At 65.9% G+C, this 23788-nt stretch carries 21 protein-coding genes and 1 pseudogene; 12 read left to right on the top strand and 10 right to left on the bottom strand.

Annotation, left to right across the window (positions count from 1 at the left end; translation table 11 throughout):
- The first annotated feature begins 509 nt into the window (after positions 1 to 509).
- On the top strand, positions 510 to 1379 hold the full coding sequence (locus A5740_RS19120) for a type VII secretion target (protein WP_076196554.1): 870 nt from the start codon (positions 510 to 512) through the stop codon (positions 1377 to 1379).
- Here A5740_RS19120 and A5740_RS19115 read toward each other — a convergent pair.
- From A5740_RS19115 to dapE, 3 genes and pseudogenes are all read right to left on the bottom strand, one after another.
- Positions 1363 to 2982 carry an ABC-F family ATP-binding cassette domain-containing protein gene (locus tag A5740_RS19115; protein WP_076196552.1) on the bottom strand — a complete coding sequence of 540 codons (1620 nt, stop codon included), beginning with the start codon at positions 2980 to 2982 and terminating at the stop codon, positions 1363 to 1365. The two genes, A5740_RS19120 and A5740_RS19115, sit on opposite strands and share 17 nt — an antisense overlap.
- Before the next feature lie 175 nt (positions 2983 to 3157).
- A pseudogene (locus tag A5740_RS19110) lies at positions 3158 to 3520 on the bottom strand (RNA-binding S4 domain-containing protein); the annotation flags it as partial.
- Positions 3517 to 4581: a succinyl-diaminopimelate desuccinylase gene (dapE, locus tag A5740_RS19105; protein WP_076196548.1), complete on the bottom strand. Its 1065-nt coding sequence runs from the start codon at positions 4579 to 4581 to the stop codon at positions 3517 to 3519. The pseudogene A5740_RS19110 and the gene dapE, both read right to left, overlap by 4 nt.
- Positions 4582 to 4614: 33 nt before the next feature.
- Between dapE and dapD the strand changes: the two genes are divergently transcribed.
- Positions 4615 to 5559 (top strand): 2,3,4,5-tetrahydropyridine-2,6-dicarboxylate N-succinyltransferase, encoded by a 945-nt coding sequence (gene dapD, locus A5740_RS19100; RefSeq protein WP_076196546.1) that lies wholly within the window; start codon positions 4615 to 4617, stop codon positions 5557 to 5559.
- A 9-nt stretch (positions 5560 to 5568) separates the two neighbouring features.
- Here the strand turns inward: dapD and A5740_RS29165 are convergent, their stop codons facing one another.
- Positions 5569 to 5868 carry a hypothetical protein gene (locus tag A5740_RS29165; protein ID WP_254849253.1) on the bottom strand — a complete coding sequence of 100 codons (300 nt, stop codon included), beginning with the start codon at positions 5866 to 5868 and terminating at the stop codon, positions 5569 to 5571.
- Positions 5869 to 5879: 11 nt separating this feature from the next.
- Entirely contained in the window at positions 5880 to 6083 is a 204-nt protein-coding gene (locus tag A5740_RS29160; RefSeq protein ID WP_254849252.1) for a hypothetical protein, read from the bottom strand.
- A 310-nt stretch (positions 6084 to 6393) separates the two neighbouring features.
- Here A5740_RS29160 and A5740_RS28485 point away from each other — a divergent pair, with 310 nt between their 5' ends.
- The 4 genes from A5740_RS28485 to A5740_RS28480 all read left to right on the top strand — a co-directional run bounded on the left by A5740_RS28485 (position 6394) and on the right by A5740_RS28480 (position 9749).
- Positions 6394 to 7395: an EspA/EspE family type VII secretion system effector gene (locus A5740_RS28485; protein WP_139335224.1), complete on the top strand. Its 1002-nt coding sequence runs from the start codon at positions 6394 to 6396 to the stop codon at positions 7393 to 7395.
- A 28-nt stretch (positions 7396 to 7423) separates the two neighbouring features.
- Positions 7424 to 7753: an ESX-1 secretion-associated protein gene (locus tag A5740_RS19090; protein WP_083654260.1), complete on the top strand. Its 330-nt coding sequence runs from the start codon at positions 7424 to 7426 to the stop codon at positions 7751 to 7753.
- Positions 7741 to 8268, top strand: coding sequence for a hypothetical protein (locus A5740_RS29155; protein ID WP_254849251.1), 528 nt, complete (start codon positions 7741 to 7743; stop codon positions 8266 to 8268). The genes A5740_RS19090 and A5740_RS29155 overlap by 13 nt, the downstream gene beginning before the upstream one ends.
- A gap of 92 nt (positions 8269 to 8360) precedes the next feature.
- The gene (locus A5740_RS28480; protein ID WP_139335223.1) at positions 8361 to 9749 is read left to right on the top strand and encodes a hypothetical protein; all 1389 of its coding nucleotides are present in this window, start codon (positions 8361 to 8363) and stop codon (positions 9747 to 9749) included.
- Between the two features lie 382 nt (positions 9750 to 10131).
- Here the strand turns inward: A5740_RS28480 and A5740_RS19070 are convergent, their stop codons facing one another.
- Positions 10132 to 11547: an acyl-CoA synthetase gene (locus A5740_RS19070; protein WP_076196540.1), complete on the bottom strand. Its 1416-nt coding sequence runs from the start codon at positions 11545 to 11547 to the stop codon at positions 10132 to 10134.
- Positions 11548 to 11581: 34 nt separating this feature from the next.
- Here A5740_RS19070 and A5740_RS19065 point away from each other — a divergent pair, with 34 nt between their 5' ends.
- Positions 11582 to 12130 (top strand): NUDIX hydrolase, encoded by a 549-nt coding sequence (locus A5740_RS19065; protein ID WP_076196538.1) that lies wholly within the window; start codon positions 11582 to 11584, stop codon positions 12128 to 12130.
- A gap of 7 nt (positions 12131 to 12137) precedes the next feature.
- Here the strand turns inward: A5740_RS19065 and A5740_RS19060 are convergent, their stop codons facing one another.
- Together A5740_RS19060 and pruA are read right to left on the bottom strand one after the other, a co-directional pair.
- On the bottom strand, positions 12138 to 13121 hold the full coding sequence (locus A5740_RS19060) for a proline dehydrogenase family protein (protein ID WP_076196536.1): 984 nt from the start codon (positions 13119 to 13121) through the stop codon (positions 12138 to 12140).
- 1 nt (position 13122) lies between these two features.
- Positions 13123 to 14751, bottom strand: coding sequence for an L-glutamate gamma-semialdehyde dehydrogenase (gene pruA / locus A5740_RS19055; RefSeq protein WP_076196535.1), 1629 nt, complete (start codon positions 14749 to 14751; stop codon positions 13123 to 13125).
- A gap of 83 nt (positions 14752 to 14834) precedes the next feature.
- Between pruA and A5740_RS19050 the strand changes: the two genes are divergently transcribed.
- From A5740_RS19050 to A5740_RS19035, 4 genes are all read left to right on the top strand, one after another.
- Positions 14835 to 16433 (top strand): CdaR family transcriptional regulator, encoded by a 1599-nt coding sequence (locus tag A5740_RS19050; RefSeq protein WP_076196534.1) that lies wholly within the window; start codon positions 14835 to 14837, stop codon positions 16431 to 16433.
- A gap of 99 nt (positions 16434 to 16532) precedes the next feature.
- On the top strand, positions 16533 to 18011 hold the full coding sequence (locus A5740_RS19045; RefSeq protein WP_076196533.1) for a carotenoid oxygenase family protein: 1479 nt from the start codon (positions 16533 to 16535) through the stop codon (positions 18009 to 18011).
- Between the two features lie 9 nt (positions 18012 to 18020).
- Positions 18021 to 19235, top strand: a complete 1215-nt coding sequence (locus A5740_RS19040; RefSeq protein ID WP_076196532.1) for a sensor histidine kinase — start codon at positions 18021 to 18023, stop codon at positions 19233 to 19235.
- 8 nt (positions 19236 to 19243) lie between these two features.
- Positions 19244 to 19861 carry a response regulator transcription factor gene (locus tag A5740_RS19035; RefSeq protein WP_076196558.1) on the top strand — a complete coding sequence of 206 codons (618 nt, stop codon included), beginning with the start codon at positions 19244 to 19246 and terminating at the stop codon, positions 19859 to 19861.
- Between the two features lie 72 nt (positions 19862 to 19933).
- Here the strand turns inward: A5740_RS19035 and dapC are convergent, their stop codons facing one another.
- Complete coding sequence (gene dapC / locus A5740_RS19030) at positions 19934 to 21037, bottom strand: succinyldiaminopimelate transaminase (RefSeq protein ID WP_076196556.1); 1104 nt, start codon at positions 21035 to 21037, stop codon at positions 19934 to 19936.
- Between the two features lie 32 nt (positions 21038 to 21069).
- Positions 21070 to 21393, bottom strand: coding sequence for a ferredoxin (fdxA, locus tag A5740_RS19025; protein WP_067770276.1), 324 nt, complete (start codon positions 21391 to 21393; stop codon positions 21070 to 21072).
- A gap of 262 nt (positions 21394 to 21655) precedes the next feature.
- On the opposite strand from fdxA, the gene A5740_RS19020 reads away from it, so the two are divergent.
- Positions 21656 to 23692: an NADPH-dependent 2,4-dienoyl-CoA reductase gene (locus A5740_RS19020; protein ID WP_076196531.1), complete on the top strand. Its 2037-nt coding sequence runs from the start codon at positions 21656 to 21658 to the stop codon at positions 23690 to 23692.
- Positions 23693 to 23788 lie beyond the last annotated feature (96 nt).

The following is a 23788-nucleotide window of genomic DNA, read 5'->3' as shown; positions in this document are numbered from 1 at the left end:
CCGTCGGCGCGGCGTGGCGCGGGGCGGAAGGGTTGACGATCTGCCCGCCTACGCGCGACTTTTCAGCGACAATCGCCCCATAGACATCAGGGGCATCGTTCGTCACGAAGACATTGATTACTCCCGCCACTCGAGGTGACAAATGCCCCAGCTGTCACGGATTTGGCGTTGTCCAGCCATCAGCGACAGAGTCGCTCGCATGCGGGCACTGGACTGCTGATGCCTATGAGGCCAGTGATACACAAGTGTCAAAATCGCCGAGCGACAATGGGATTGCTGAGGCGCAACGGTACCAGTGTGGCGATTGTCGCTGAAAAGTCGCGCGTAGGCGGGCAGATCGTCAACCCTTCCGCCCCGCGCCACGCCGCGCCGACGGTTCGATGCCCGGTCGGCAGGCAACGGCAACGGCAACGGCAACGGCAACGGCAAGAAGTGAAGCTAGCCGCACAGCATCCACCCGTACCGACCGTAGAATGCCCAGTTAGACCGCACGACCACCAGGGGGCTCGATGAACCAGTTCATCGCCAACACCGGCGCCATGACCGGCTGGCAGGGGATCGTCGACGGCGTCAGCGGAGAGGTCAACAGCTTCAAGAGCTCGTTCGCCGGCCCGTCGGATCTGACCTCCAGCCACGGTCCCATCGGCTTTCCCATGCAGAATGCGTTCAGCGGCGCGCAGTCATCACGTGAGGGCGCCCTCGGCGCCACCCAGGCAGCCGCATCGCGCATGGCCGAACTGCTCGGTCAGGCATCGAAAGCCTATGAACGCGGCGATCTGGCCGCCGCCAGCCAACTCAAGGCGCAGGCCGATCAGATCGAGGGCGCGAGCTCCCCGGCGTCGGCCGGTGGCGGCGGGAGCGCAGCAGCCGGGGGTGCCGGCGGTGCGGGGCAGATGATGGGTCAGTTCAGCCAGATGGCCGGGCAGATGGCGCAGTCGATCACCCAGCCGTTGCAAGGCCTCACCCAGGCCATGACCCAGATGCCACAGCAGGTCATGCAGGGCGTGCAGAGCATCGTCGAATCCGCCACGCAGGCGGCCGGAAGCGGAGGCGAGGCTGCCGGGCTGGCCGCAGATGTCGGTGCCGACGCCGCCGGGGCCGAACAGGCCGTCAAGGCGTCCGACACCCACGGTTCGAACGACGCGGGCCCGAACGACGGGGGCCCGTCGGATCCGGACGGCAAGCCCGACGACAAGGACGCCAAGGACGGCAAGCACGTCGACGAGCGAGAGCATCCGAACGAAACCGAAGCGGGCGCCGGCGGCGGGACGGCCACCGAACTACTCGGCAATCGCGCCTCCACCGGGGTGACGCCGGAGGATCGCTTCGGCGTCGGGCCGGTACCGGCTCAGTTCCACAACATCACCGGTCGGCGATAGCGGTCAACTCGCCACTGTCCAGCCGCAGCCATCGGTCGATGCCGATGGCCTCCAGGAACCGTTCGTCGTGGCTGACCACCACGAACGCGCCGCGGTAGGCGTTCAGCGCGGACTCCAGTTGGCCCACGCTGTCCAGATCGAGATTGTTCGTCGGTTCATCGAGCAGCAGCAGTTGCGGTGCGGGCTCGGCAAAGAGTACGCACGCCAGCGTCGCCCGTAGCCGCTCACCGCCTGACAGCGCCGCGATCGGCAGGTTGATCCGGTCACCACGAAACAGGAACTGCGCCAACAAATGCATGCGCCGGGTGTGCGACAGTCCCGGCGCCGCCGCGGCCAGGCTCTCGGCCACCGTGCGGTCTTCATCCAACAGATCCAGCCGCTGCGAGAGGGTGGCCACCCGTCCCTCGGCCCGGTGCACGGTCCCGGCGTCCGGCTCGACCGCCCCGTCGATGATCCGCAGCAGCGTCGACTTGCCCGCTCCGTTGGGTCCGGTCAACGCGATGCGTTCGGGACCACGGATGGAAAGGTCGAACCCGTTGCCGGAAAACAACTTCCGTCCGCCACGGCTGACCTGCATCCCACTGCCGGAGAACACTGTGCGTCCCGCCGGCACCACGGTGTCGGGCAGGTCCAGCGCGATCACTTTGTCGTCGCGAAGCGCCCGCTCGGCTTCGTCGAGACGGGTCCGGGCGTCGTCGACCCGGCGGGCGTGCACGTCGTCGCTGCGGGCGGCCGATTCTTGCGCATCGCGTTTGAGCTTGCCTGCCACGATCTTCGGCAGGCCGGCATCCTTGAGATTGCGCGCGGCATTCGAGGAGCGCCGGGCCGCCCGTTCGCGGGCTTCCTGCATCTGGCGTTTCTCCCGCTTGAGCTGTTGTTCGGCGTTGCGGATGTTGCCCTCCGCGACGGACCGGGCAGCCTCCACGGCTTCCTGGTAGGCGGTGAAGTTCCCTCCGAAGAAAGCCATTTCGCCGCGATACAGCTCGGCGATCTGGTCCATGCGGTCCAGCAGGGCACGGTCGTGGCTGACCAAGAGCAGACAGCCGGTGTAGCCGTCGAGCGCGTCGTACAGGCGGTCGCGGGCGTCGCGGTCCAGGTTGTTGGTGGGCTCGTCGAGCAGGAGAACGCTTGGCCGACGCAGCAGTTGGGCCGCCAGGCCCAGTGACACCACCTCCCCGCCGGACAGCGTCCCCAACCGCCGGTCCAGCGCCAGGCCTTCCAAACCGAGCCGATCGAGTTGGGCGCGGGAGCGCTCTTCGACATCCCAGTCGTCGCCGATCGCCGTGAACACCGCTTCGCCGGCATCACCGTCCGCCAACGCCGCCAACGCGTCGAGCACGGGCGCGATTCCCAGCACGTCGGCGACGGTGAGTTCGGCAGTGAAGGGCAGGGTCTGGGGCAGATAACCGACGGGGCCGTCGACGTGAACCGCGCCTGACGAGGGTCGGTACTCACCGGCAATCAGCTTGAGCAGCGTGCTCTTTCCGGCACCGTTGGGGGCGACCAGGCCGGTGCGACCAGGGCCCACGGAAAACGACAGATCCGAGAACAGTTCGACGTCATCGGGCCAGGCGAAGGACAGATGGGAACAGACAATAGACATGCTGGTACTCCAAGGTGATGCGGGCAGCAGGCACCGCAAAAAGGAACAGGATGACGAATCGACTCTCGGGGATCACCCGGAGATGTCGTCGGTTCCCAGCATGTATTCGGCCCACCTCGGTTGACTGCAGATGCGTCACCCATAGTACGCACCGATGCAACCGATTTACCGCTCAGAACGTGCTGCGCAACCGATCCAGTTGTCGCCGTTCACGTTTCGTGGGGCGGCCGGCTCCTCGATCGCGCACCGGAACCGACGGCACCATCTCCTTGGGCGGTGGCGGCGGGCTGCGGTCGATCAGGCACTCCGAAGCGACCGAGGCACCGACTCGTTTGGCGATCGGCCGGAGCACCTCCACGATCCGCTCTCGGCCGTCCAGCCGGACCCGCACCTCGTCGCCGGGGCTGACGTGCTGCGCCGGTTTGGCGGGCACGTTGTTGACCCGGACATGTCCGCCGCGGCAGGCGGCCGCCGCCGCCGACCGGGTCTTGGTGATACGCACGGCCCAGATCCAGCTGTCGACGCGGACACTGGTCATGTCAGATAGCGCCGCAACATCTCGGTGACCGCGGTGATCTGGGCGGTCGCGACGCGTTCGTCGACCTTGTGCGCGAGGTTCGGGTCACCCGGTCCGTAGTTGACGGCGGGAATCCCCAACGCGGCAAACCGGGACACGTCGGTCCATCCGTACTTGGCACGCACCTGTCCCCCGGCGGCGGCCACCAGCGCAGCGGCGGCGGGTTTGGCCAGGCCCGGCAAGGCGCCTGCGGCGGCGTCGGTCAGCACGATCGTGACGTCGAGCCCGTCGAACACCTCGTGCACATGGGCGACCGCCTGCTCGACGCTGCGGTCGGGCGCGAACCGGAAGTTGACCGTCACCGACGCCCCGTCGGGGATGACGTTGCCGGCGATTCCGCCGTCGATCCGCACCGCCGACAACCCTTCGCGGTACACGCAGCCGTCGATGTCGACGTTACGGGGCTGGTACGCGGTGAGCCGGTCCAAGACGGCGCCGAGTTTGTGAATCGCGTTGTCGCCCAACCATGATCGCGCGGAGTGCGCGCGCGTGCCGGTCGCGCTGATCACGACGCGGATGGTGCCCTGGCAGCCGGCCTCGATGAAGCCACCGGAGGGTTCACCCAGGATTGCGACGTCGGCTTGCAGCCAGTCCGGGAGCTCGCGTTCGATGCGACCGAGCCCGTTGGCACTGGACTCGATCTCCTCACAGTCGTACATCACCAGGGTGATGTCATGGCGGGGCTCGGCAATGGTGGCGGCCAGATGCAGGAACACCGCGTCACCGGATTTCATGTCCGAGGTTCCGCAACCCCAGAGCTCACCGGCCTCGATACGGCTGGGCAGGTTCTCCGCAACGGGCACGGTGTCGATGTGCCCGGCCAGCATCACCCGCGACGGGCGGCCGAGTTGGGTGCGGGCCAGCACCGCATCACCATTGCGGATCACCTCGAAGTGCGGCGCCTGCGCACGGAGCGCGGCCTCGATCTCGTCGGCGATGTGCTGCTCGTGGCGCGATTCGCTGGGGATGTCCACCAGCGCGGCGGTCAGCGCGATCGGATCGGCTCGCAGGTCTAGCCCCATGGACGTCAACGGTACCCAGTAACCTAGGCCAACGTGACTGCAGCATCTGGCGTCGGCCTGGCCACCATCACCGCCGACGGGACCGTCCTGGACACCTGGTTTCCCGCCCCCGAACTTTCCGGTTCTGGCGAGGCCGGCACCGTGACGTTGAGCGGCGACGACATCCCGGCCGAGTTCGCGGATCTGACCGGCCCCGATGCCGACCGCGGCGTCGAGGTGGTGGCGGTACGCACCACGATCGCCTCGCTGGACGACAAGCCGGCCGATGCCCATGACGCCTATCTGCGGTTGCACCTACTCTCGCACCGGTTGGTCGCACCGCACGGCGCCAACATGGACGGCATCTTCGGCCAGCTCGCCAACGTGGTGTGGACGAGCTTCGGTCCGTGCGCGGTGGAGGGGTTCGAGACCGTGCGGGCGCGGTTGCGTCGGCGCGGAGCCGTCACGGTGTACGGCATCGACAAGTTCCCCCGCATGGTCGACTACGTGACGCCCACGGGCGTGCGCATCGCCGACGCCGACCGGGTGCGTCTGGGCGCGCATCTGGCCTCGGGCACGACGGTCATGCACGAAGGTTTCGTGAACTTCAACGCCGGCACCCTGGGCACCTCGATGGTCGAGGGCCGCATCTCGGCCGGCGTGGTCGTCGACGACGGCTCGGACATCGGTGGCGGGGCCTCGATCATGGGCACCCTGTCCGGTGGCGGCAAAGAGGTGATCAAGGTGGGCAAGCGCTGCCTGCTGGGCGCCAACGCCGGCCTGGGCATCTCACTCGGTGATGACTGCGTGATCGAGGCCGGGCTGTATGTCACCGGCGGCACCAAGGTGACCACGGCCGACGGGCAAACCACCAAGGCCGTCGAACTGTCGGGGGCCAGCAACTTGCTGTTCCGCCGCAACTCACTGTCAGGCGCGGTCGAGGTCGTCAAACGTGACGGCACCGGCATCACGCTCAACGAGGCGTTGCACGCGAACTAGGAGCGGTTTCTAGTTGGCACCGCAGTCCGGCGTCATCCGCAGTATCGCCACACCGTGACAGGGCACCTGCCGATCGATGGTGCCGGTCGCGGTGGTTTCGGCGTGCTGCCATAGATCGCGGACGGTCACGCAGTTGTCGTCGGCCAATCCGATAGCGTCCAGGACGGTGCGGATGGGCTGCGGCCCGTCGGACTGGTTGAACAGAGCCAGCGCCACCGCGCCGTGGGCCAACTGTTTGACCACCATCTGCGGATCACCGCTGAGCGGTTGCCCCTGGACCATCAGCGGATCCTGGTCGACGGCGATCACGTCCCAGTTGGTCAGGATGTCTCTGGTCTCGTCCTCATGGCGCGAATATCGTTGCCGGCCAACAGCGGTGCGGCCAGCATCGCCCACAGTGAGAAGTGGGCGCGCGCCTCCGTGCCAGTCAGATCAGGCCGCGGCGCACCCGACGCCACGGTCGGATGCCCGACGACGAACTGATCCCAGCCGACCCCCACCACCAGCATGTCGGGGTCATTCACGTGACTCGGTTTTGCTCTGCGGCGTAAGCGCACCCGATTGACCGAACGCCTGGCTCACCCCGACCAGGTTCTCCCGCCACAACGCGGCATCACCCCACGCGGGAGTCAATGGTCATCGGCGGGCTTGGCACGCTCGCATCTGTATCGACGTCAGTCGTCGGCGCTACAACGTCAGTACGACGCTGCACTCTGCGAACCCAGCGGCACCTGCATCAATGCGCACGGCGGCCCGTTCGAGCGTCTTGCTTGAAAGTTGTGACGGGGCGAGGGCAAATGCCGGGATAGTCTTACGAGAAAGGGGGGCGCATCAGTGAGCATTGCCAAGCATCTCTTCGACATCGGCAACGGCATCAGGAGCGGTGTCAGTGATGTCCCAAGCCTAGTCACCAACATCCTCGAGCTGGACGTTCACGGTGTGGCTACCGACACCAGGAAGGTGATCGGCGACGCTGGGGACGTACTCAACGGCGTCGCCGGGCTCGGCGTCGAACTGGGCTCGGCTCCGATCAAATACGCAGGAAGCCTCGGCAAATGGGCAGATTCGCCGGTGCTATCAGCAGCGCAACTCTTCATTGAAGGCCAAAAGAAGCTGACTGGGACAGGCGACATCGAAGCAGGAGGCGGCTTTGCAGGGTCTGCGACGAATTTGGAGACGGCTGTCACGACCCTCATCGGCGCGGAGCTAGAAGACAATGATGATGGATGGAATGGCGCCGCTGCACGTACATATAATTCGACCAGCAAGGCGCATCGGCAACACGTATCAAACGTTTCAGTCGCCGACAAGAGTATCGGCAAGACTCTTGAGAAGGAAGCACAACAAGTGCGAGAAACACGCGAGTGCTTAGACTCCACTTCACAGCTTCTGTACGACTACGGCTTAGCCACGAGAGCCATTCTTGCCATCCCTGGAGCGAACGTGGCGAAGATCCTTTCAGCTGATGTCGCAGCAGCTGGCGCCGCCATGACAACTACGTCTGCACAAATGGGAGTAATGGTCTACAACTCCATTCAGAATGCGCGCGACATCCGGACCGCGAACGATCTTTACGAGGCCGCGAAAAAGGATTCTTCCGGGAACGCCGGCGGCTGCGGACCGTTCGTGGATCCTCGAGTAGATCAGAATGATCTACCTGCCCGTGCAAGAGCCGCTACCAAATACGAACCGCGCCAGGTCGACCCGACATACGGGCCGCCGGCAACTCCCCTACCCGTCGAATCGGAACTTCCGCCAACATACGATCTACCCGCCGACATACCACTCCCGCACATAACGCCACCTAATCGCCTGCCCAGCGGGCTTCCCAAATAAAATCGATTGAAGCGAAAGAGTGCAACTAGTGTCTGACCTTGAGATGAATCTGGCCGTACTGACGAGTTATCTTTTGGAACTTGGAGATAAGCATCAGAAAGCCGCAGATCTGATCACCGGCGCGAATCGCCACACCAATGAGATCGTCTCCAACGTTGAGGGTTCGCACGGGCATGTGTGCTGGGCCACAACCCGCGCGTTAGCTGGCGGTGAACCCCGCAGGGCAGCAGGTGAAACCTTGGTCAGGGTGGCGGCAGAATTCAGCGAGAAACTCGGGAGAGCTGCCAATAATTACAACAATTCCGATTATCGCGCAGGTAAAACGATCGGGGAAGCTGGAACTGCGTGCCAGGTCTAACTGACGATTGGGATGACGGTGATGACGAAGTTCATGCCGACAACCAGATAGAGCTGAACGAGCTCCCTGATTACCCAGATTACTCCGACTATTCGTCGAGTCACGAAGACACTGAAGATGACTGGCTTATCGCCCCTGGCATTCAGCCACAGCCAGCAGTCGACGACAGCAAAGAAAACGTTCAGACGGTTTTGGTGACAGCGGAACATCCGAGCGGCTCAATTGCAGCGACTTCACTGATAGATGGCCGCGTGTTTCTGGTGAAATTATCTTCGCAAGTGACCAGAATGACGGAGTCCGAACTCGCAGAAGAAATCGTGAAGGTCTGTACCCGCGCCACCAGACAGGCTGAGGCGGCCCACCATCACATCATCGCGAGCATCATGGGCGAACTCGGCCAGGATCCAGCGGCTACCAGAAGTTTTCTCGAACGGACTATCGGTCTTCCGTCTCCGCAAACGGTGCTCGATGAAAAGGCGCGTGTATTTGCCGACTACTACTCCAAGCACGATTAGGGCAACTATTCCAAATGGCGAAGTTTAGCAGCGGACAGGCCACGGTGCGTCCAGCGCGGTGGTGGATCTTCGGCGCAGTTATGTTAATTGTGATGGTATTGATCGTCGCTGGCGTTGCCGTCTTCATTGCAGGACGATCGATGAGCGGCGATGCTTCGACTTTCCACCGGGGAGATTGGCAGCCGCCAGCGCAGACGGTACTTTCGTCATCGATGCGACAACAGCCGATACCGGGTTGGCATACAAGTACCGCGGATCTGGGTCTGCCCGATACAAGTATTTTCGGCACTACCGGATCAGATGCTCCAACCGAGTCGGAACCGTTTATTGGATCCATAGCAAGCAACGGCTACTTTCTCGCTAGCAACCCTGGTGCACTGGACCGACAATGGTGGCTTGTCGGATTGAACATCGGAACCGGCGCACGCCTGTATCCCCCGGTGAAAATTGATGCCGGCTCAGCCGTTCCCAAATGCTTTGTAAACGGACCCGAGTTTGTCCTGTGCCTCGCAGACGATGTTCAAGCAGGCAAAACAGAGAGCACCGCGTGGGTAATAAATGCGCACACTGGCGGCCTCCAGTTCAACGGACCGACCGAGCTGCACACGACACCCGGCAGCGGCGTCTCAGTGCAGCAGATAAGCAATTACGCGGTCGCCGAGATACGAGGGCAAGGCATACGCGGCGTCGGGCCGAACGCTGAGACGACCTGGTCCGTTCCCCATGCAAGCCTGGTGTCTAGCAGAGTGTCGGCTTCAGCAGTCGACACAGCTCCACCAACATTGGCCGCAGCACAGGATTCGTCCCGTGGCTCAGATGGCATGGTCGTGTTCTCCTTGGTCGACGGCAAGGTGATGGAACCCGACCTCGGCGACGGAAGAATCCCTGGTTCTGCAGTCGTCTACCCGGATGGTTTCGCAATCGAGGAGGTTGCCGAAACACAGCACTCAACGCCCGATGGTGTGGCGTTCTTCGACGATACGGGCAATCGTGTTGGGGAGACGAATGTTTCGGGGTCATTGTCAGTGTTCTCGATGACGCTGCCCATTGTGGAGGGCGCGCCGAATTCAACCGTCTTCGGCGCCAACGGGGCGGGACTAGTCCAGTTTCCTGATCAGCAGCTAGGGCAGAATGCAGTGCTCATCGGCCACCGTCTGTTTGCACCTGAATCAAACTGGGAAGGACCGGTGAAGGTACGGCGGTGGCATCAGTTCGACCTCACGACAGGTGCAGAAGGAAATACCTGCCGGTCCAACATGAGCGGCTACCTGGCCAATGACGGCAGCGTCGGCATATTTGAAACTGTCCGTTACGAGGTCACCGGCGCGACGACCTTCGCAATGGACCTCACAACCTGCGAAAAGCTGTGGACGACGCCGGTCAACCCGGATTCGTACCACCAACTGTGGCGAATCGGCGACAAACTTGTCGAGCTCTCCGACGATGGCAAGGAACTCCATTCGCTGGTAGCGCCTGGCTAGTTCACGCCATCGGGATCAGCGCAACTCAGGTGCAAGGTATCCCGTGCGGGCCGCCGATCCAGTGACCGGGCGGTGAGTGCCAGGGGCACCATTTCTTGACCTGGCCAGGCGGAAGGTTAGGGCCCGGGTGCCAGTCGACCCAGCCCGGGCCCGGCACCCACGGAATGCGCGGGCCGGGGTCAGCCGTTGCCGCTCCGGCGCCCAATCCGAGGGATCCGGCACCCAGTGCACCGGCGATTATTGCTGTTCCCGCGATCTTCTTGAGATTCACGTGTGGCCTCCAAACATCGGCAGGTTGACGTGCACTTTCTAATCCCTCTATCGCCCAAGGTACGCCTTTTGTTAACAGGCCGGCACGGGCCGCTGCAGATCTCGGAGAGTCTCAGCCCCGCTGGGCGAGGTCTTTCTTCATCACCTTGCCCATGGCGTTGCGGGGCAGGCTGTCCACGAGCCGCACTTCGCGGGGCCGCTTGTGCGCGGAAAGCTGTTGGGCGACAAACTCGATCAACACCTCAGGGGCGGCATTGCCGACGACGAACGCGACGATCCGTTGCCCGAGGTCGTCGTCGGGCACTCCGACCACGGCCACCTCATCGACGCCGTCGTGTCCGAGCAGCACCGTCTCGATCTCACCAGCACCGACGCGGTATCCACCGGTCTTGATCAGGTCCACCGATTCACGGCCGACGATGCGGTGCATGCCGTCACTGTCGATCACCGCGACATCACCAGTGCGGTACCATCCCTCGGCATCAAACGCCTCGGCGGTGGCCTCCGGCCGGTTGAGGTAGCCGTCGAACACCATGGGGCCCTTGATCTGCAGCCGGCCGATGGTCTCACCGTCATGCGGGACCGGGGCGCCCTCGTCGTCGACCAGCCGGGTCTGCACCCCGGCCAGCGGGAGCCCCACCCAGCCGGGCCGGCGTTCCCCGTCGACCCGGGTGCTCAGCGTGATGAGCGATTCAGTGCTGCCGTAGCGCTCGACCGGCGCATGCCCGGTCAACCGCACCAACTCGTCGAACACCGGCACCGGCAGGGGTGCGCTGCCGGAGACCAGCAGGCGGGCCGACGACAGCGCCAGCGCCGAGTCGAGATCCTTGACGACGCGTGACCAGACCGTCGGCACACCGAAATAGACGCTGCCCTGCGCTTGTGCATACGCCTCTGGCGTCGGCTTACCGGTGTGGACGAAGCGGTTTCCGATCCGCAGGGAGCCGAGCAGACCGAGCACGAGGCCGTGCACGTGGAACAGCGGCAGCCCGTGCACCAGGGTGTCGTCTGCGGTCCAATGCCACGCCTCGGCCAGCGCGTCGATGTCGGCGGCAATGGCGCGCCTGGAGATCGGCACACCCTTGGGCATTCCGGTGGTGCCGGAGGTGTACACGATGATCGCGGTGGCATCGGGTGCCGGTTCCTGATAGCGGTGCCAGGAGCGGGCGTGCAGCCGCACCGGGATGTGCGGCAGCCCCGCAAGATCATCACCGTCCTCAGGCTTCTCCCCCAGCCATGCTCGGGCACCGGAGTCGGTGAGCATGTGGCGACGCTCGGCTGCCCCGACGTCGGCGGGCACCGGGACCACCGGCACCCCGGCGATCAGGCAACCGATGATCGCCAGAACCGTTGTGACGCTCGGGGTTGCCAGGACGGCGACGCGTTGTGCTACCGCGACGCGCTCGGCCACCGACGTGGCGGCACCAATCAGGTCGCTGCGGCTGAGCACCGTGCCATCGATACGGACGGCGTCGTCAAGATCGGCTCCGGCGGCGATCGCGGCGGGGTTCAGGGAGGCCAGCAGCACGCCTTGAGGTTACCCGCGCGGATAACCTCGACCGGTGAGTGTCATCCGGCAGGTATCCACGCGCGAGGTGTACCGGAACAACTGGCTGACGGTGCGCGAGGACGCCATCGTCCGGCCCGACGGCAGCCCCGGCGTCTACGCCGTCATCGACAAGCCGACGTATGCGCTGGTGATCCCGCGCGACGGGGACCGGTTTCGTCTCGTCGAACAGTTCCGGTACCCGTTGGGTCTGCGCCGCTGGGAGTTCCCGCAGGGCACCGCGCCCGACAACGCCCATCTCGACCCGACGGCCCTGGCCCATCGCGAGCTACGCGAGGAGACGGGGCTGCGCGCCGAGAGCATGCAGCGGCTGGGTCAGCTCGACGTGGCCGCCGGGATGAGCAGTCAGCGCGGCTGGGTATTCCTGGCCGGCGGGCTGACCGAGGGTGAGCACGAACGCGAGCAGGAGGAACAGGACATGCACAGCGCGTGGTTCTCCCGCAGCGAGCTGGAGGGCATGATCCGTGCCGGTGAGATCACCGATGCCCAGAGCATCGCGGCGTGGACGCTGCTGTTGCTGCGAGAGAACGAAATTCGGCCTTGACTTCGACCTAACGACGCTCGGCAAGCGCACGCAGGAAGAACATCAGGTTGGCCGGTCGTTCGGCCAGCCTCCGCACGAAGTATCCGTACCACTCGTAGCCGAACGGGATATACACCCGGACGTGGTTACCGGCGTCGGCCAGCCGGCGTTGTTCGCCGTCGCGGATGTTGTACAGCATCTGATATTCGAAACGGTCGACGTCGCGGCCGAACTCTGCCGCCAGCTCCGGCACCGCTTCGATGATCACCGGGTCATGTGAGGCCACCATCGGATACCCGGATCCGGCCATGAGCACCTGCAGGCACCGCAGATAGGAATCGGTCACCTCCCCGGCGTCGCGGTAGGCCACCGAGGCAGGTTCGTCGTAAGCTCCTTTGCACAGCCGAATCCGCGCCCCCGATGCGGCGAATTCGCGGCAGTCGTCCTCGGTGCGGTGTAGGTAGGCCTGCAGAACGGTGCCCAGCCAATCGAATTCGGTGCGCAGATCCCGCACGATCGACAGGGTGGAATCGGTGGTGGTGTGGTCCTCGGCGTCCACCGTCACCCACGCGCCCGCTTCGCGGGCCTTGGTGCAGATGGTGTGCGCGTTCTCGTAGGCGATCTTCTCTCCGTCCCGGGGTAGCGCCTGGCCCAGCGCCGAGAGCTTGAGCGAAACCTCCAGCGGCCGAGCCGCCGAACGCGCCTCGTCGCGCTGCGCCAGGCCGTCGAGCAGGGCCAGGTACGCCTGCACGGTACGTTCGGCGTCCTCACTGCTGGTGGTGTCCTCGCCGAGGTAGTCGACGCTGACCAGCCGACCCGAATTCCGTAACGCACCAACGGTGTAGAGCGCATCGGGGATGGTCTCGCCCGCCACGAAGCGGTCCACCACCTTGCGGGTGATCGGGAGTCTTTCGGCCGTCTGACGCAACCGCGGTGAGCGCGATGCGGCAAGGATCACCGGGCGGGCGACGCGTTGGAAGCTTGCCTCTATGGCTCCTCGCGTGCGCGCCATGTCAGACCTCCATGTGCGGGTAGGTGTGATCGGTGGGCGGCACGAAGGTCTCCTTGATGGAGCGGGCCGAGGACCACCGCAACAGGTTCTGCGCCGAGCCCGCCTTGTCGTTGGTGCCCGAGGCACGGGATCCGCCGAAAGGCTGCTGACCGACCACCGCACCGGTCGGCTTGTCGTTGATGTAGAAGTTGCCCGCGGCGTACCGCAGCCGGTCGGCGGCGGTGAGCACCGCGGCGCGGTCGTCCGCGATCACCGCCCCCGTCAAGGCATATCGCGCACCGGTGTCGACCACGTCGAGGATCTCCTCGTACTCTCCGTCGGGGTAGACGTGCACGGCCAGGATGGGCCCGAAGTACTCGGTGGAAAACGCCTCGTCGGTCGGATCATCGGACAGCAGCACCGTGGGCCGCACGAAATAACCTTCAGTGTCGTCGTATTCGCCGCCGACCGCGATCGTGACTCCGGCGGCACCTTTGGCGCGCTCGATCGCCTCGACGTTCTTGGCGAACGCGCGGTCGTCGATCACCGCGCCTCCGTAGTTGGTCAGGTCGGTGACGTCGCCGTAGGCGAGTGTGGCGGTGGCCGAGAGGAAGTCGTCGCCCATCTGCTGCCACACCGAGCGCGGGATGAAGGCACGCGACGCCGCCGAACACTTCTGCCCCTGGTAGTCGAACGCGCCGCGAATCAGGGCGGTGCGCAAGACATCTGGCCGGGCCGAGGTGTGTGCGAGGACGAAATCCTTTCCGCCGGTCTCGCCGACCAACCGCGGATAGGTGTGGTAGCGGTCGATGTTGGCACCGACCTCCCGCCACAAGCGCTGGAAGGTGGTGGTGGATCCGGTGAAATGGATACCGGCCAGGCGGGGATCGGCCAGTGCCACCTCCGACACCGCGATACCGTCACCGGTGACCAGATTGATCACCCCGGGCGGCAGCCCGGCCGCCTCCAGCAACTGCATGGTCAAATACGCCGCGAAAGTCTGCGTGGGCGACGGCTTCCACACCACGGTATTGCCCATCAGCGCCGGCGCGGTGGGCAGGTTGCCGGCGATCGCGGTGAAGTTGAACGGCGTGATGGCGTAGACGAAGCCCTCCAATGGCCGGTGATCGGTGCGGTTCCAGACGCCGGTGCTGCTGATCGGTTGTTGGGCGAGGATCTGACGGGCAAATGCGACATTGAACCGCCAGAAGTCGATCAGCTCGCACGGGGCGTCGATCTCGGCCTGATAGGCGGTCTTGGACTGGCCGAGCATGGTGGCCGCGGCGATCTTCTCCCGCCACGGTCCGGACAGCAGGTTCGCCGCCCGCAGGAACACCGCGGCGCGCTCGTCGAACGGCAGCGCGGCCCAGTCGTACTTGGCGGCCAGCGCGGCCTCGATGGCTGCGGTCGCGTCGGCGTGCTCGGCGTTGGACAGGGTGCCCAGCCGGGCCGAATGTCGATGCGGCTGCACGACGTCGATGCGTGCCCCGCCACCCATGCGGTGCTCGCCGCCGATGACGTGTGGCAGGTCGATCGGGGTACCGGCCAGGTCACTGAGTGCGGAAGTGAGCCGGGAGCGTTCGCCCGAGCCGGGGGCATAGTCATGGATCGGCTCGTTGGCCGGCACGGGCACGTCGGTGATGGCATCCATACGTTCAGAATCCCTGACGTGACCGGCGCAACACTTGTCTGATCAGACAACACTTAGGCGAACTCTCCGTAGAATCGGACAATATGCGGACCACCGGCGTCAGCCTCGGCCAACTGCTGTTGGCGCTGGACGCCACGCTGGTCCGGCTCGTCCAGGCGCCACGCGGCCTGGATCTCCCGGTGGCCTCGGCCGCGTTGATCGATTCCGACGATGTGCGGTTGGGCCTGGCTCCCTCCGCGGGATCGGCCGACGTGTTCTTCCTGCTCGGCGTTGCCGAAGACGATGCACTGCGCTGGGTCGAACAACAGAGCGCCGGCCGGGCGCCGGCCGCGGTGTTCCTCAAAGAGCCGTCGAACGCCGTCGTCGCACAGGCCGTCGCGGCGGGCACCGCGGTGGTGGCCGTCGATCCGCGGGCCCGCTGGGAGCGGCTGTACCGGTTGGTCAACCACGTCTTCGAGCACCACGGCGACGGCGCCTTGCACGATTCGGGCACCGATCTGTTCAGCCTCGCCCAATCCGTCGCCGAGCGCACCCGCGGCATGGTCAGCATCGAAGACGAGTCCTCGCACGTGCTGGCCTACTCCGCCTCCAGCGACGAGGCCGACGAACTGCGCCGGCTGTCGATCCTGGGCCGGGCCGGACCGCCCGAGCACCTGGCCTGGATCGCCCAGTGGGGCATCTTCGATGCACTGCGGTCTCGACCCGATGCGGTGCGGGTGGCCGAACGTCCCGAATTGGGATTGCGTCCGCGGCTGGCGATCGGCATCTTCGCGCCCGCGGTCGATGAGCGTCGGGCCCCGGCCTTCATCGGCACCATCTGGGTGCAGCAGGGCAGCCGCCCCCTGGCCGAGGACGCCGAAGACGTCCTACGCGGGGCCGCGGTGCTGGCTGCGCGCATCATGGCCCGGCTGGCCGCGACCCCGTCGACGCACGCGGTGCGGGTACAGGAACTCTTGGGGTTGGGCGACATCGACGCCCCGGCCGAGGTTGCGCTGATCGCCCGGGAACTCGGCGTGCCTGTCGACGGCCGGGTCGCGGTGATCGGTTTCGACAGCCGCGCCGGAGGCGCGAGAACTGGCGGTGGCTCCACCAGCCCGCGGCTCGCCGACGTTCTGGCGTTGAGCGCCAGCGCTTTTCGTCATGACGCGCAGATGGCGGCGAGGGGGTCGCGCGTCTACGTGTTGTTCCCCAGCGCCGGCAAATCCGTGGCCTCGTGGGTGCGCGGCACGGTGGCGACACTGCGTGCCGAGCTGGGTTTGCCGTTGCATGCGGTGATCGCCGGCCCGGTGACCGGATTGGCCGCTGCCGCCGGTGCCCGCGCCGACGTGGACCGGGTGCTCGACGCTGCCGAACGACATCCCGGGACGCTGGCCGAGGTCACCTCGCTGGCCGAGGCCCGCACGACGGTGCTGCTCGACGAGATCGTCACCGCGATTGCCGGTGATGAACGGCTGATCGATCCCCGCGTGCGAACGCTACGGGCCGACGAACCGGTGCTCGCCGAAACGCTTGGCGTGTATTTGGATTGCTTCGGCGACGTCGCGGCCGCCGCGCGGCATCTGCATGTGCACCCCAACACGGTGCGCTACCGGATCCGCCGGGTCGAACACCTGCTGGCCACCTCGCTCAACGATGCCGATGTGCGGCTACTGCTGGCGTTGAGCCTGCGTGCCACGGCGTGAGAGACGGGAGCACACCCACCGGCTGTCCACCGTTCGGTTGACAGCAGATTCAGCCGTGAAGTCGTCGCGCGGAGGCATCCGCAGCGGCACCGTTAGGGCATGACTACCGCAGCGGTTCAACAGGAATCCGAGCATCCGTATCTGAGCGGCAACTTCGCCCCGGTGCATGACGAGGTGACGATCACCGACCTCACAGTCACCGGGAACATCCCGGACTATCTCGACGGGCGCTATTTGCGTACCGGGCCCAACCCGCTGCGCGCCCCCGACCCGCAGCACTATCACTGGTTTCTCGGTGACGGTATGGCCCATGGGATTCGGCTGCGTGACGGCGCGGCGACCTGGTATCGCAACCGGTGGGTGCGGTCGAGCTCGGTGGCCCGCGGGCTCGGCGAAAAGTGGGCCGGCGGCGCCCACGGTGGTGGGTTCGATTTCGCGTCCAACACCAACATCGTCGGTCACGCCGGTAAGACCCTCGTGCTCACCGAGGCGGGCGTGCGGCCGTATGAACTGACCGAGGAACTCGACACCGTCGGACCGTCCGACTTCTGCGGCACCTTGTTCGGTGGCTTCACCGCGCATCCCAAGCACGACCCGAAAACCGGTGAGATGCACGCGGTGTCGTACAACCCGCTGCGCGGCAACCTCGTGCAGTACACCGTCACCGGTGTGGACGGCAGAGTCCGACGCACGGTCGACATCGCCCTGCGGGCACAGGTGATGATGCATGACTTCACCTTGACCGAGAAGTACGTGGTGCTCTACGACCTGCCGGTGCTCCTGGATCTGACCACGATGGTCAAGAGCGCTCCGGCGCGGGCGGCGGCCCGGTTGTTGACCAGGTTCGTCACTCGCCATGCGGCACCGGATGTCATGTTGCGCGCGGCGATGCGCGGTTCCGAACGGGCAGGCTTGCCGACGACGGGCATGCCGTATCGGTGGACACCGGAACACGGTGCCCGGGTCGGGGTGATGCCGCGTGAGGGCACCGCCGCCGACATCAGGTGGTTCGACGTGCCGCCGTGCTATGTCTTCCACGCGCTCAACGGCTATGACCACACCGGCCCCGACGGCGAGCAGATCGTGCTCGCCGTGGTTCGGCATCCGGCGGTGTTCACCACCGGCGACCAGCTGTTCACCGAGTCGATCACGTTGGACCGCTGGACAATCGACCTGCGAACCGGCCGGGTGAGCGAGCAGCGCATCGACGATGATCCCCAGGAATTCCCGCGGGTCGACGAGCGCGTCGTGGGCCTTCCCCACCGGTACGGCTACACCGTCGGATTCGCGCCAGGACCGGGCGGGGCGGCGGCCGCGATCCTGCGCCACGACCTGCGCGACGGCAATACCCAGCGGGTCGACTTCGGGCCGGGACGCGAGCCCGGCGAGTTCGTGTTCGTGCCGGCCGGTCCAGAGGCCGACGAGAACGACGGTGTGGTGATGGGATTCGTCTACGACCACGCCGAGAACTGCAGTGATCTGGTATTGCTCGACGGCCAAAGTCTGGCACCCGTTGCCACGGTGCACATTCCGGTGCGGGTTCCGCACGGGTTCCACGGCAACTGGGTGGCCAGCTAGCATCGGCAGATGACCGAAAGCGGTCCACTTACGCCCCGCAGGCCGGTTTGGCGTGAGCCATCGGACTGGCACTGGATGTGGGAGACCTACGTCTGCGCGTTGTGTGTCGCGGCGATCATCGCGGTGATCCTGCTACGCGAGACATTCGGCGGCAATGTGCCGGTGGCGTGCGCGGCTTTGGCAGCCATGGTCGTGATCGTCCTGATGTTCGGACGCAACGTGATTCGCGAGGCCAATCCCATCACCGGACCGGTAGCCCTGCGCACGGTGGCGTTCGTGGCCGGCGTGATCGTCCTGTGGCTGATCGCCATCCTGGCGGCCTCTCCGGCCGTCGCGGCGATCCCCGCGCTGTATCCGCTGGTGTTCGCCACCCTGCCGCTGACCGCGGCGTTGGTCCTGACGTTCGCCGTCACCATGGCCCCGCTGGCCCTTGCCGTGGCGATCCACGGGCTGAGCTGGCCGAGCCTGCCCGCGGTGGCGGCGGTCACGGTTGTCGGCGCGGTGGCGGCCCCGATCATCGGCACCACGATCATGACCACCCTGCGGCAGCGCCAGCAATTGGTCGAGACCGTGGCCGAACTCGCCGACAGCCGGGCCGAGGCCGCGCGGCTGTCGCGAGAGGCCGGCGTGGCCGCCGAACGGGAGCGGCTGGCCCGCGAGATCCACGACACCCTGGCCCAGGGGTTCACCAGCATCGTCGCCCTCGCCCAAGCGGTGCAGGCCGAAAGTGACACCGACCCGGCCGCGGCTGCCCGCCACGTGGAGCTGATCCGCAGCACTGCGCGCGACAACCTGGCCGAGGCCAGGACCATGGTCACGCAATTGACTCCCGCGGTCTTGCAGGAAGGTTCGCTGCCCGCGGCGCTGCGCCGTCAGTGTGATGGCCTGGCCGCCGAGACCGGTATCGCGGTCGAACTGCACGTCGACGACACCCTGCCGCCGCTCGGCATGGCCACCGACGTTGTGCTGCTGCGCAGCGCACAGGAGGCGATGGCGAACGTGCGCAGACATGCCCGGGCGAGTCTCCTACACGTCGAGCTGCAACACGTCACAGAGGGAGTCCGACTATCCCTGGCGGACAACGGTATCGGGCTCTCGGCCGCTCACGTCGACGGTTTCGGGCTGCGCGGTATGCGGGCTCGGCTGGATCAGGTGGGCGGCACCCTGACCTTGTCGCGGGGCGACGGTGGCGGGCTGCGGGTTGTCGTGACGGTGCCGGCATGACCGCAGACATGACGACCGTGTTGCTGGTCGACGATCACCCGGTGGTTCGCGAAGGACTGCGTGGCATGATCGACGCCGAGGCGGATCTGAGCGTGATCGGCGAGGCCGGATCCGGAGCGGAGGCGATCGCCCTGGCGGCGACGCTACGGCCGGCCGTGATCCTGATGGATCTACGCATGCCCGGCCTGGACGGCGTCACCGCGACCGCCCGAATCCTGGCCGACGATCCGTCCATCCGCATCGTGGTGGTCACCACTTACGAAAGCGACGCCGACATCCTTCGCGCTGTAGAGGCCGGCGCGACGGGCTACTTGCTGAAGGATGCCTCCCGCGCCGAACTCGCCAGCGCAGTGCGCGACGCCGCCAGCGGCAAGACGGTGCTGGCGCCCGGGGTGGCCGACCGATTGGTGAACGCGGTCCGGGCCCCGGCGGTGACGTTGTCGGCCCGTGAGGCCGAGGTGCTGGCGCTGGTGGCCACGGGCGCCACCAACGCCGATATCGGCCGTGCCCTGCACATCAGCGAGGCCACCGTGAAGACGCACCTGCTGCGGACGTTCCACAAACTCGGGGTGTCCGACCGCACGGCGGCGGTCACCACCGCGATGTCCCTGGGACTGTTGGGGTAACGCCTTTCCCGCGAGCAGACACAAAACTGCCTATTTCGCGGTGAAAATGGGCAGTTTTGTGTCTGCTCGGCGTCAGGAAAGGCGGGCGACGGCGGCGTCGATGCGCTCGTCGGTCGCCGTCAACGCGACCCGGACGTACTGCGCCCCGGCCGGGCCGTAGAACTCGCCGGGCGCTGCCAGGATGCCGCGTTCGGCCAGCCATTTGACGGTGTCGCGGCACGGTTCGCCGCGGGTGACCCAGAGGTACAGCCCGGCCTCGGAATGTTCGACGGTGAACCCGGCCGACTGCAGGGCGGGCAGCAGCACCGCGCGCCGCCGCGCATACCGCTCGCGCTGGACGACCTCGTGCTCGTCGTCGTCGAGGGCGGCCACCATCGCGGCCTGCACCGGCCCCGGCACCATCATCCCGGCGTGCTTGCGCACCGCGAGCAGTTCGGCGACCACGGCAGGGTCGCCGGCCACGAACCCGGCGCGGTAACCGGCCAGCGAGGAGGTCTTGGACAGTGAGTGCACGGCCAGCAGACCGGTGTGGTCACCGTCGCAGATCGACGGATGCAGCACGCTGAACGGCTCCGCCTCCCAGCTCAGGCCCAGGTAGCACTCGTCGGAGGCGATCAACACACCGCGGTCGCGAGCCCAGGTCACCACCTTGCGCAGGTGGTCCGGCGGAAGCACCTTCCCGGTGGGATTGCTGGGCGAGTTCAGGTAGATCAGCGCGGGACGCTGCGGCCCCAACTGGGTCAGCGAATCGGCGCGCAGCACCCGCGCCCCGGACAGCAGGGCGCCCACCTCGTAGGTGGGATAGGCCAGTTCGGGGACGACCACGGCATCGTCGGGCCCGATCGCCAGCAGTGTCGGCAGCCAGGCGATCAACTCTTTGGTGCCGATCACGGGAAGTACCGCGTCCGGCGCCAGGTCGGTGATCCCGTACCGGCGTTCGAGTGCCGCGCGAGCGGACGCCCGAAGCGCCGGGGTGCCGGCGGTCGTCGGATAGCCGGGCGCGGAGCTGGCGGCGGCCAGCGCGTCTCGGATCACCGGGGCCACCGGGTCTACCGGAGTGCCTACCGAAAGGTCGACGATTCCGTCGGGGTGCGAACGAGCCAAGGCCGTGACGTCGGCCAGCGTGTCCCATGGGAACTCTGGCAGCACCGCCGAACGACGCTGTCGCTGTCGCACCACGTCAGTCTCGAAGTCCGTTTCTGACGTGCTCAGTCCTCGGCCTTGGCCGGGAGTTCCTTGATCATCGGCGGATCGTTGTCGGTCTGTCCGACCTTCGAAGCGCCGCCGGGCGAGCCCAGCTCGGAGAAGAAGTCGGCGTTGGCCTGCGCATAGCCGCTCCACTGGTCCGGCACATCATCTTCGTAGTAGATGGCCTCGACCGGGCAGACCGGCTCGCATGCGCCGCAGTCCACACACTCGTCGGGGTGGATGTACAGCATGCGTCCGCCCTCGTAGATGCAATCGACGGGGCATTCTTCGATGCATGCCTTGTCTTTGACGTCGACGCAGGGTTCGGCAATGACGTACGTCACTGATGTCTCTCCTGTCCAGTGGGCTGCTGGGCTCGGTATCGGGACTCTGTTGAGTTCGACGTCACAGTATGCGTTGCCCATACTTGGACGCTCGTCTCAGTGTGTCCTAACTTCGCGCGCCGCCCATTTAAGGGTGGCGCGTAGTAACAGATACTAAACGTTGCACATACACCTTCACTAGTCGCCACGGCCATAAGCCGACGTCCAATGACATACATGCAACTAGTTGCCTAGGACCGCCGGTCCCACTTACTCTGCGGTCATGGGGTTGGCCTATCCGAAGCTGCTGTCACCGTTGGACCTCGGCTTCACCCGGCTGCGCAACCGGGTGGTGATGGGCTCCATGCACACCGGCCTCGAAGACCGCGCGGCGGACACCGGGAAACTGGCCGAGTATTTCGCCGAACGCGCCCGCGGCGGCGTCGGGCTCATCATCACCGGGGGTTACGCCCCGAACCGGACCGGCTGGCTGCTGCCGTTCGCCTCCCAGTTGGTGTCCTCCACCGAAGCGCGCCGACACCGTCGGATCACCCGTGCGGTGCACGACGCCGACGGAAAAATCCTGCTGCAGATCCTGCACGCCGGGCGCTATGCCTATCACCCATTGTCGGTCAGCGCCTCGTCGATCAAGGCCCCGATCAACCCCTTCCGGCCGCGTGCGCTGCGGGACGTCGAGGGCACGATCGACGACTTCGTGCGGTGCGCACTGCTGGCCCTCGAGGCCGGATACGACGGGGTCGAGATCATGGGCAGCGAAGGTTATCTGCTCAACCAGTTCCTCGCGCCGCGCACCAACAAGCGCACCGATGCGTGGGGCGGCACGCCGGAGAAGCGTCGTCGGTTCCCGGTCGAAATCGTGCGACGGGTACGCGAGGCAGTGGGACCCGATTTCATCATCAGCTACCGGATGTCGATGGCCGACTACGTCGAGGACGGCCAGAGCTGGTCCGAAATCGTCGCGCTGGCAACCGAAGTCGAGGCCGCCGGAGCGACGATCGTCAATTCGGGGTTCGGCTGGCACGAGGCGCGCGTGCCCACCATCGTCACCTCCGTACCCAACAGTGCGTTCGTCGACATCAGCAGCGCAGTCGCCGAGCACCTGACCATTCCGGTGGTGGCCTCCAACCGGATCAACATGCCGCAGAGCGCAGAACAGATCCTCGCCGAAACACACGTGCAGTTGATCTCGATGGCCCGGCCGCTGCTCAGCGATCCGGACTGGGTGCTCAAGGCCGCCGAGGAGCGTGCCGACGAGATCAACACGTGCATTGCCTGCAACCAAGCCTGCCTCGACCATGCCTTCGTACACAAAAAGGTCTCCTGCCTCCTCAATCCGAGGGCGGGCCGGGAAGCCTCCCTCGTACTCAGCCCCACGCATCGGGCCCGTTCGGTGGCCGTGGTCGGCGCCGGCCCGGCCGGATTGTCCGCCGCGGTCAGCGCCGCTCAGCGCGGCCACCGGGTGACGCTGTTCGAGGCCGGAGCGGCGATCGGCGGCCAATTCGATTTGGCCAGGCGAATTCCCGGTAAAGAGGAGTTCAACGAGACGATCCGCTACTACACGACGATGCTGACCAAGCTCGAGGTCGACGTGCGCCTCGGCATTCGGGCCGAGGTCGATGATCTCACCGGATTCGATGCGGTGGTGCTGGCCAGCGGGGTGACGCCGCGACTGCCCACCATCCCCGGCATCGACCATCCGAAAGTCCTTACCTACGCCCAGGTCATCACCGGTGCGCCGGTGGGCCGGACGGTGGCGGTGATCGGTGCCGGCGGAATCGGTTTCGACGTCGGAGAATTCCTCACCACGGCGGCGGAGCCGACAAACGACAGACGACAGAGTCCACAACACCTCAAGGAGTGGAAAACCGAGTGGGGCGTGGCCGATCCGCAGGAGGCACGTGGAGCGCTCACCACCGCGATCGCCGCCCCGGCCGTCCGCGAGGTGTACCTACTGCAACGCAGCAAAGGTCCGCAGGGCCGCAATCTCGGCAAGACCAGCGGTTGGGTTCATCGCGCCTCACTGAAAGCGAAAGGGGTGCACCAGCTTTCCGGGGTGAACTACGAGCTGATCGATGACGATGGCCTGCACATCAGTTTCGGGTCCGACCATCGTGATCGGCGTGTGCTGCCGGTCGACAACGTGGTGATCTGTGCCGGGCAGGAATCCGTGCGCGATCTGGACCAGGGCCTGCGCGACAACGGCATCGAGCCGCACATCATCGGTGGTGCGGCGCTGGCCGCCGAACTCGACGCGAAACGCGCCATCCGCCAAGGCACCGAACTCGCCGCCCGCCTCTGACCCAGCCCCGCCTTCCAGGCACCGCGAGACATCCCTGGGAGCTAAGTGTCAAGCGGCGGCTTGTGCGCGGTGTGCCCAGGCGGTGTGTTCGTCGTA

This window comes from Mycobacterium sp. GA-1841 (assembly GCF_001954135.1).
GTDB lineage: Bacteria > Actinomycetota > Actinomycetes > Mycobacteriales > Mycobacteriaceae > Mycobacterium.
Note: the sequence above shows the minus strand (reverse complement) of the source record. Positions and strands in the feature narration are given on the sequence as shown.

Excerpts from the sequence above, each read along its gene's own strand:
- A5740_RS19120 (WP_076196554.1), top strand. The coding sequence starts at position 510 with ATGAACCAGTTCATCGCCAACACCGGCGCCATGACCGGCTGGCAGGGG.
- A5740_RS19115 (WP_076196552.1), bottom strand. The coding sequence starts at position 2,982 with ATGTCTATTGTCTGTTCCCATCTGTCCTTCGCCTGGCCCGATGACGTC.
- dapE (WP_076196548.1), bottom strand. The coding sequence starts at position 4,581 with ATGGGGCTAGACCTGCGAGCCGATCCGATCGCGCTGACCGCCGCGCTG.
- A5740_RS28480 (WP_139335223.1), top strand. The coding sequence starts at position 8,361 with ATGGTATTGATCGTCGCTGGCGTTGCCGTCTTCATTGCAGGACGATCG.
- A5740_RS19060 (WP_076196536.1), bottom strand. The coding sequence starts at position 13,121 with ATGGCGCGCACGCGAGGAGCCATAGAGGCAAGCTTCCAACGCGTCGCC.
- pruA (WP_076196535.1), bottom strand. The coding sequence starts at position 14,751 with ATGGATGCCATCACCGACGTGCCCGTGCCGGCCAACGAGCCGATCCAT.
- A5740_RS19050 (WP_076196534.1), top strand. The coding sequence starts at position 14,835 with ATGCGGACCACCGGCGTCAGCCTCGGCCAACTGCTGTTGGCGCTGGAC.
- A5740_RS19045 (WP_076196533.1), top strand. The coding sequence starts at position 16,533 with ATGACTACCGCAGCGGTTCAACAGGAATCCGAGCATCCGTATCTGAGC.
- A5740_RS19040 (WP_076196532.1), top strand. The coding sequence starts at position 18,021 with ATGACCGAAAGCGGTCCACTTACGCCCCGCAGGCCGGTTTGGCGTGAG.
- A5740_RS19035 (WP_076196558.1), top strand. The coding sequence starts at position 19,244 with ATGACGACCGTGTTGCTGGTCGACGATCACCCGGTGGTTCGCGAAGGA.
- A5740_RS19020 (WP_076196531.1), top strand. The coding sequence starts at position 21,656 with ATGGGGTTGGCCTATCCGAAGCTGCTGTCACCGTTGGACCTCGGCTTC.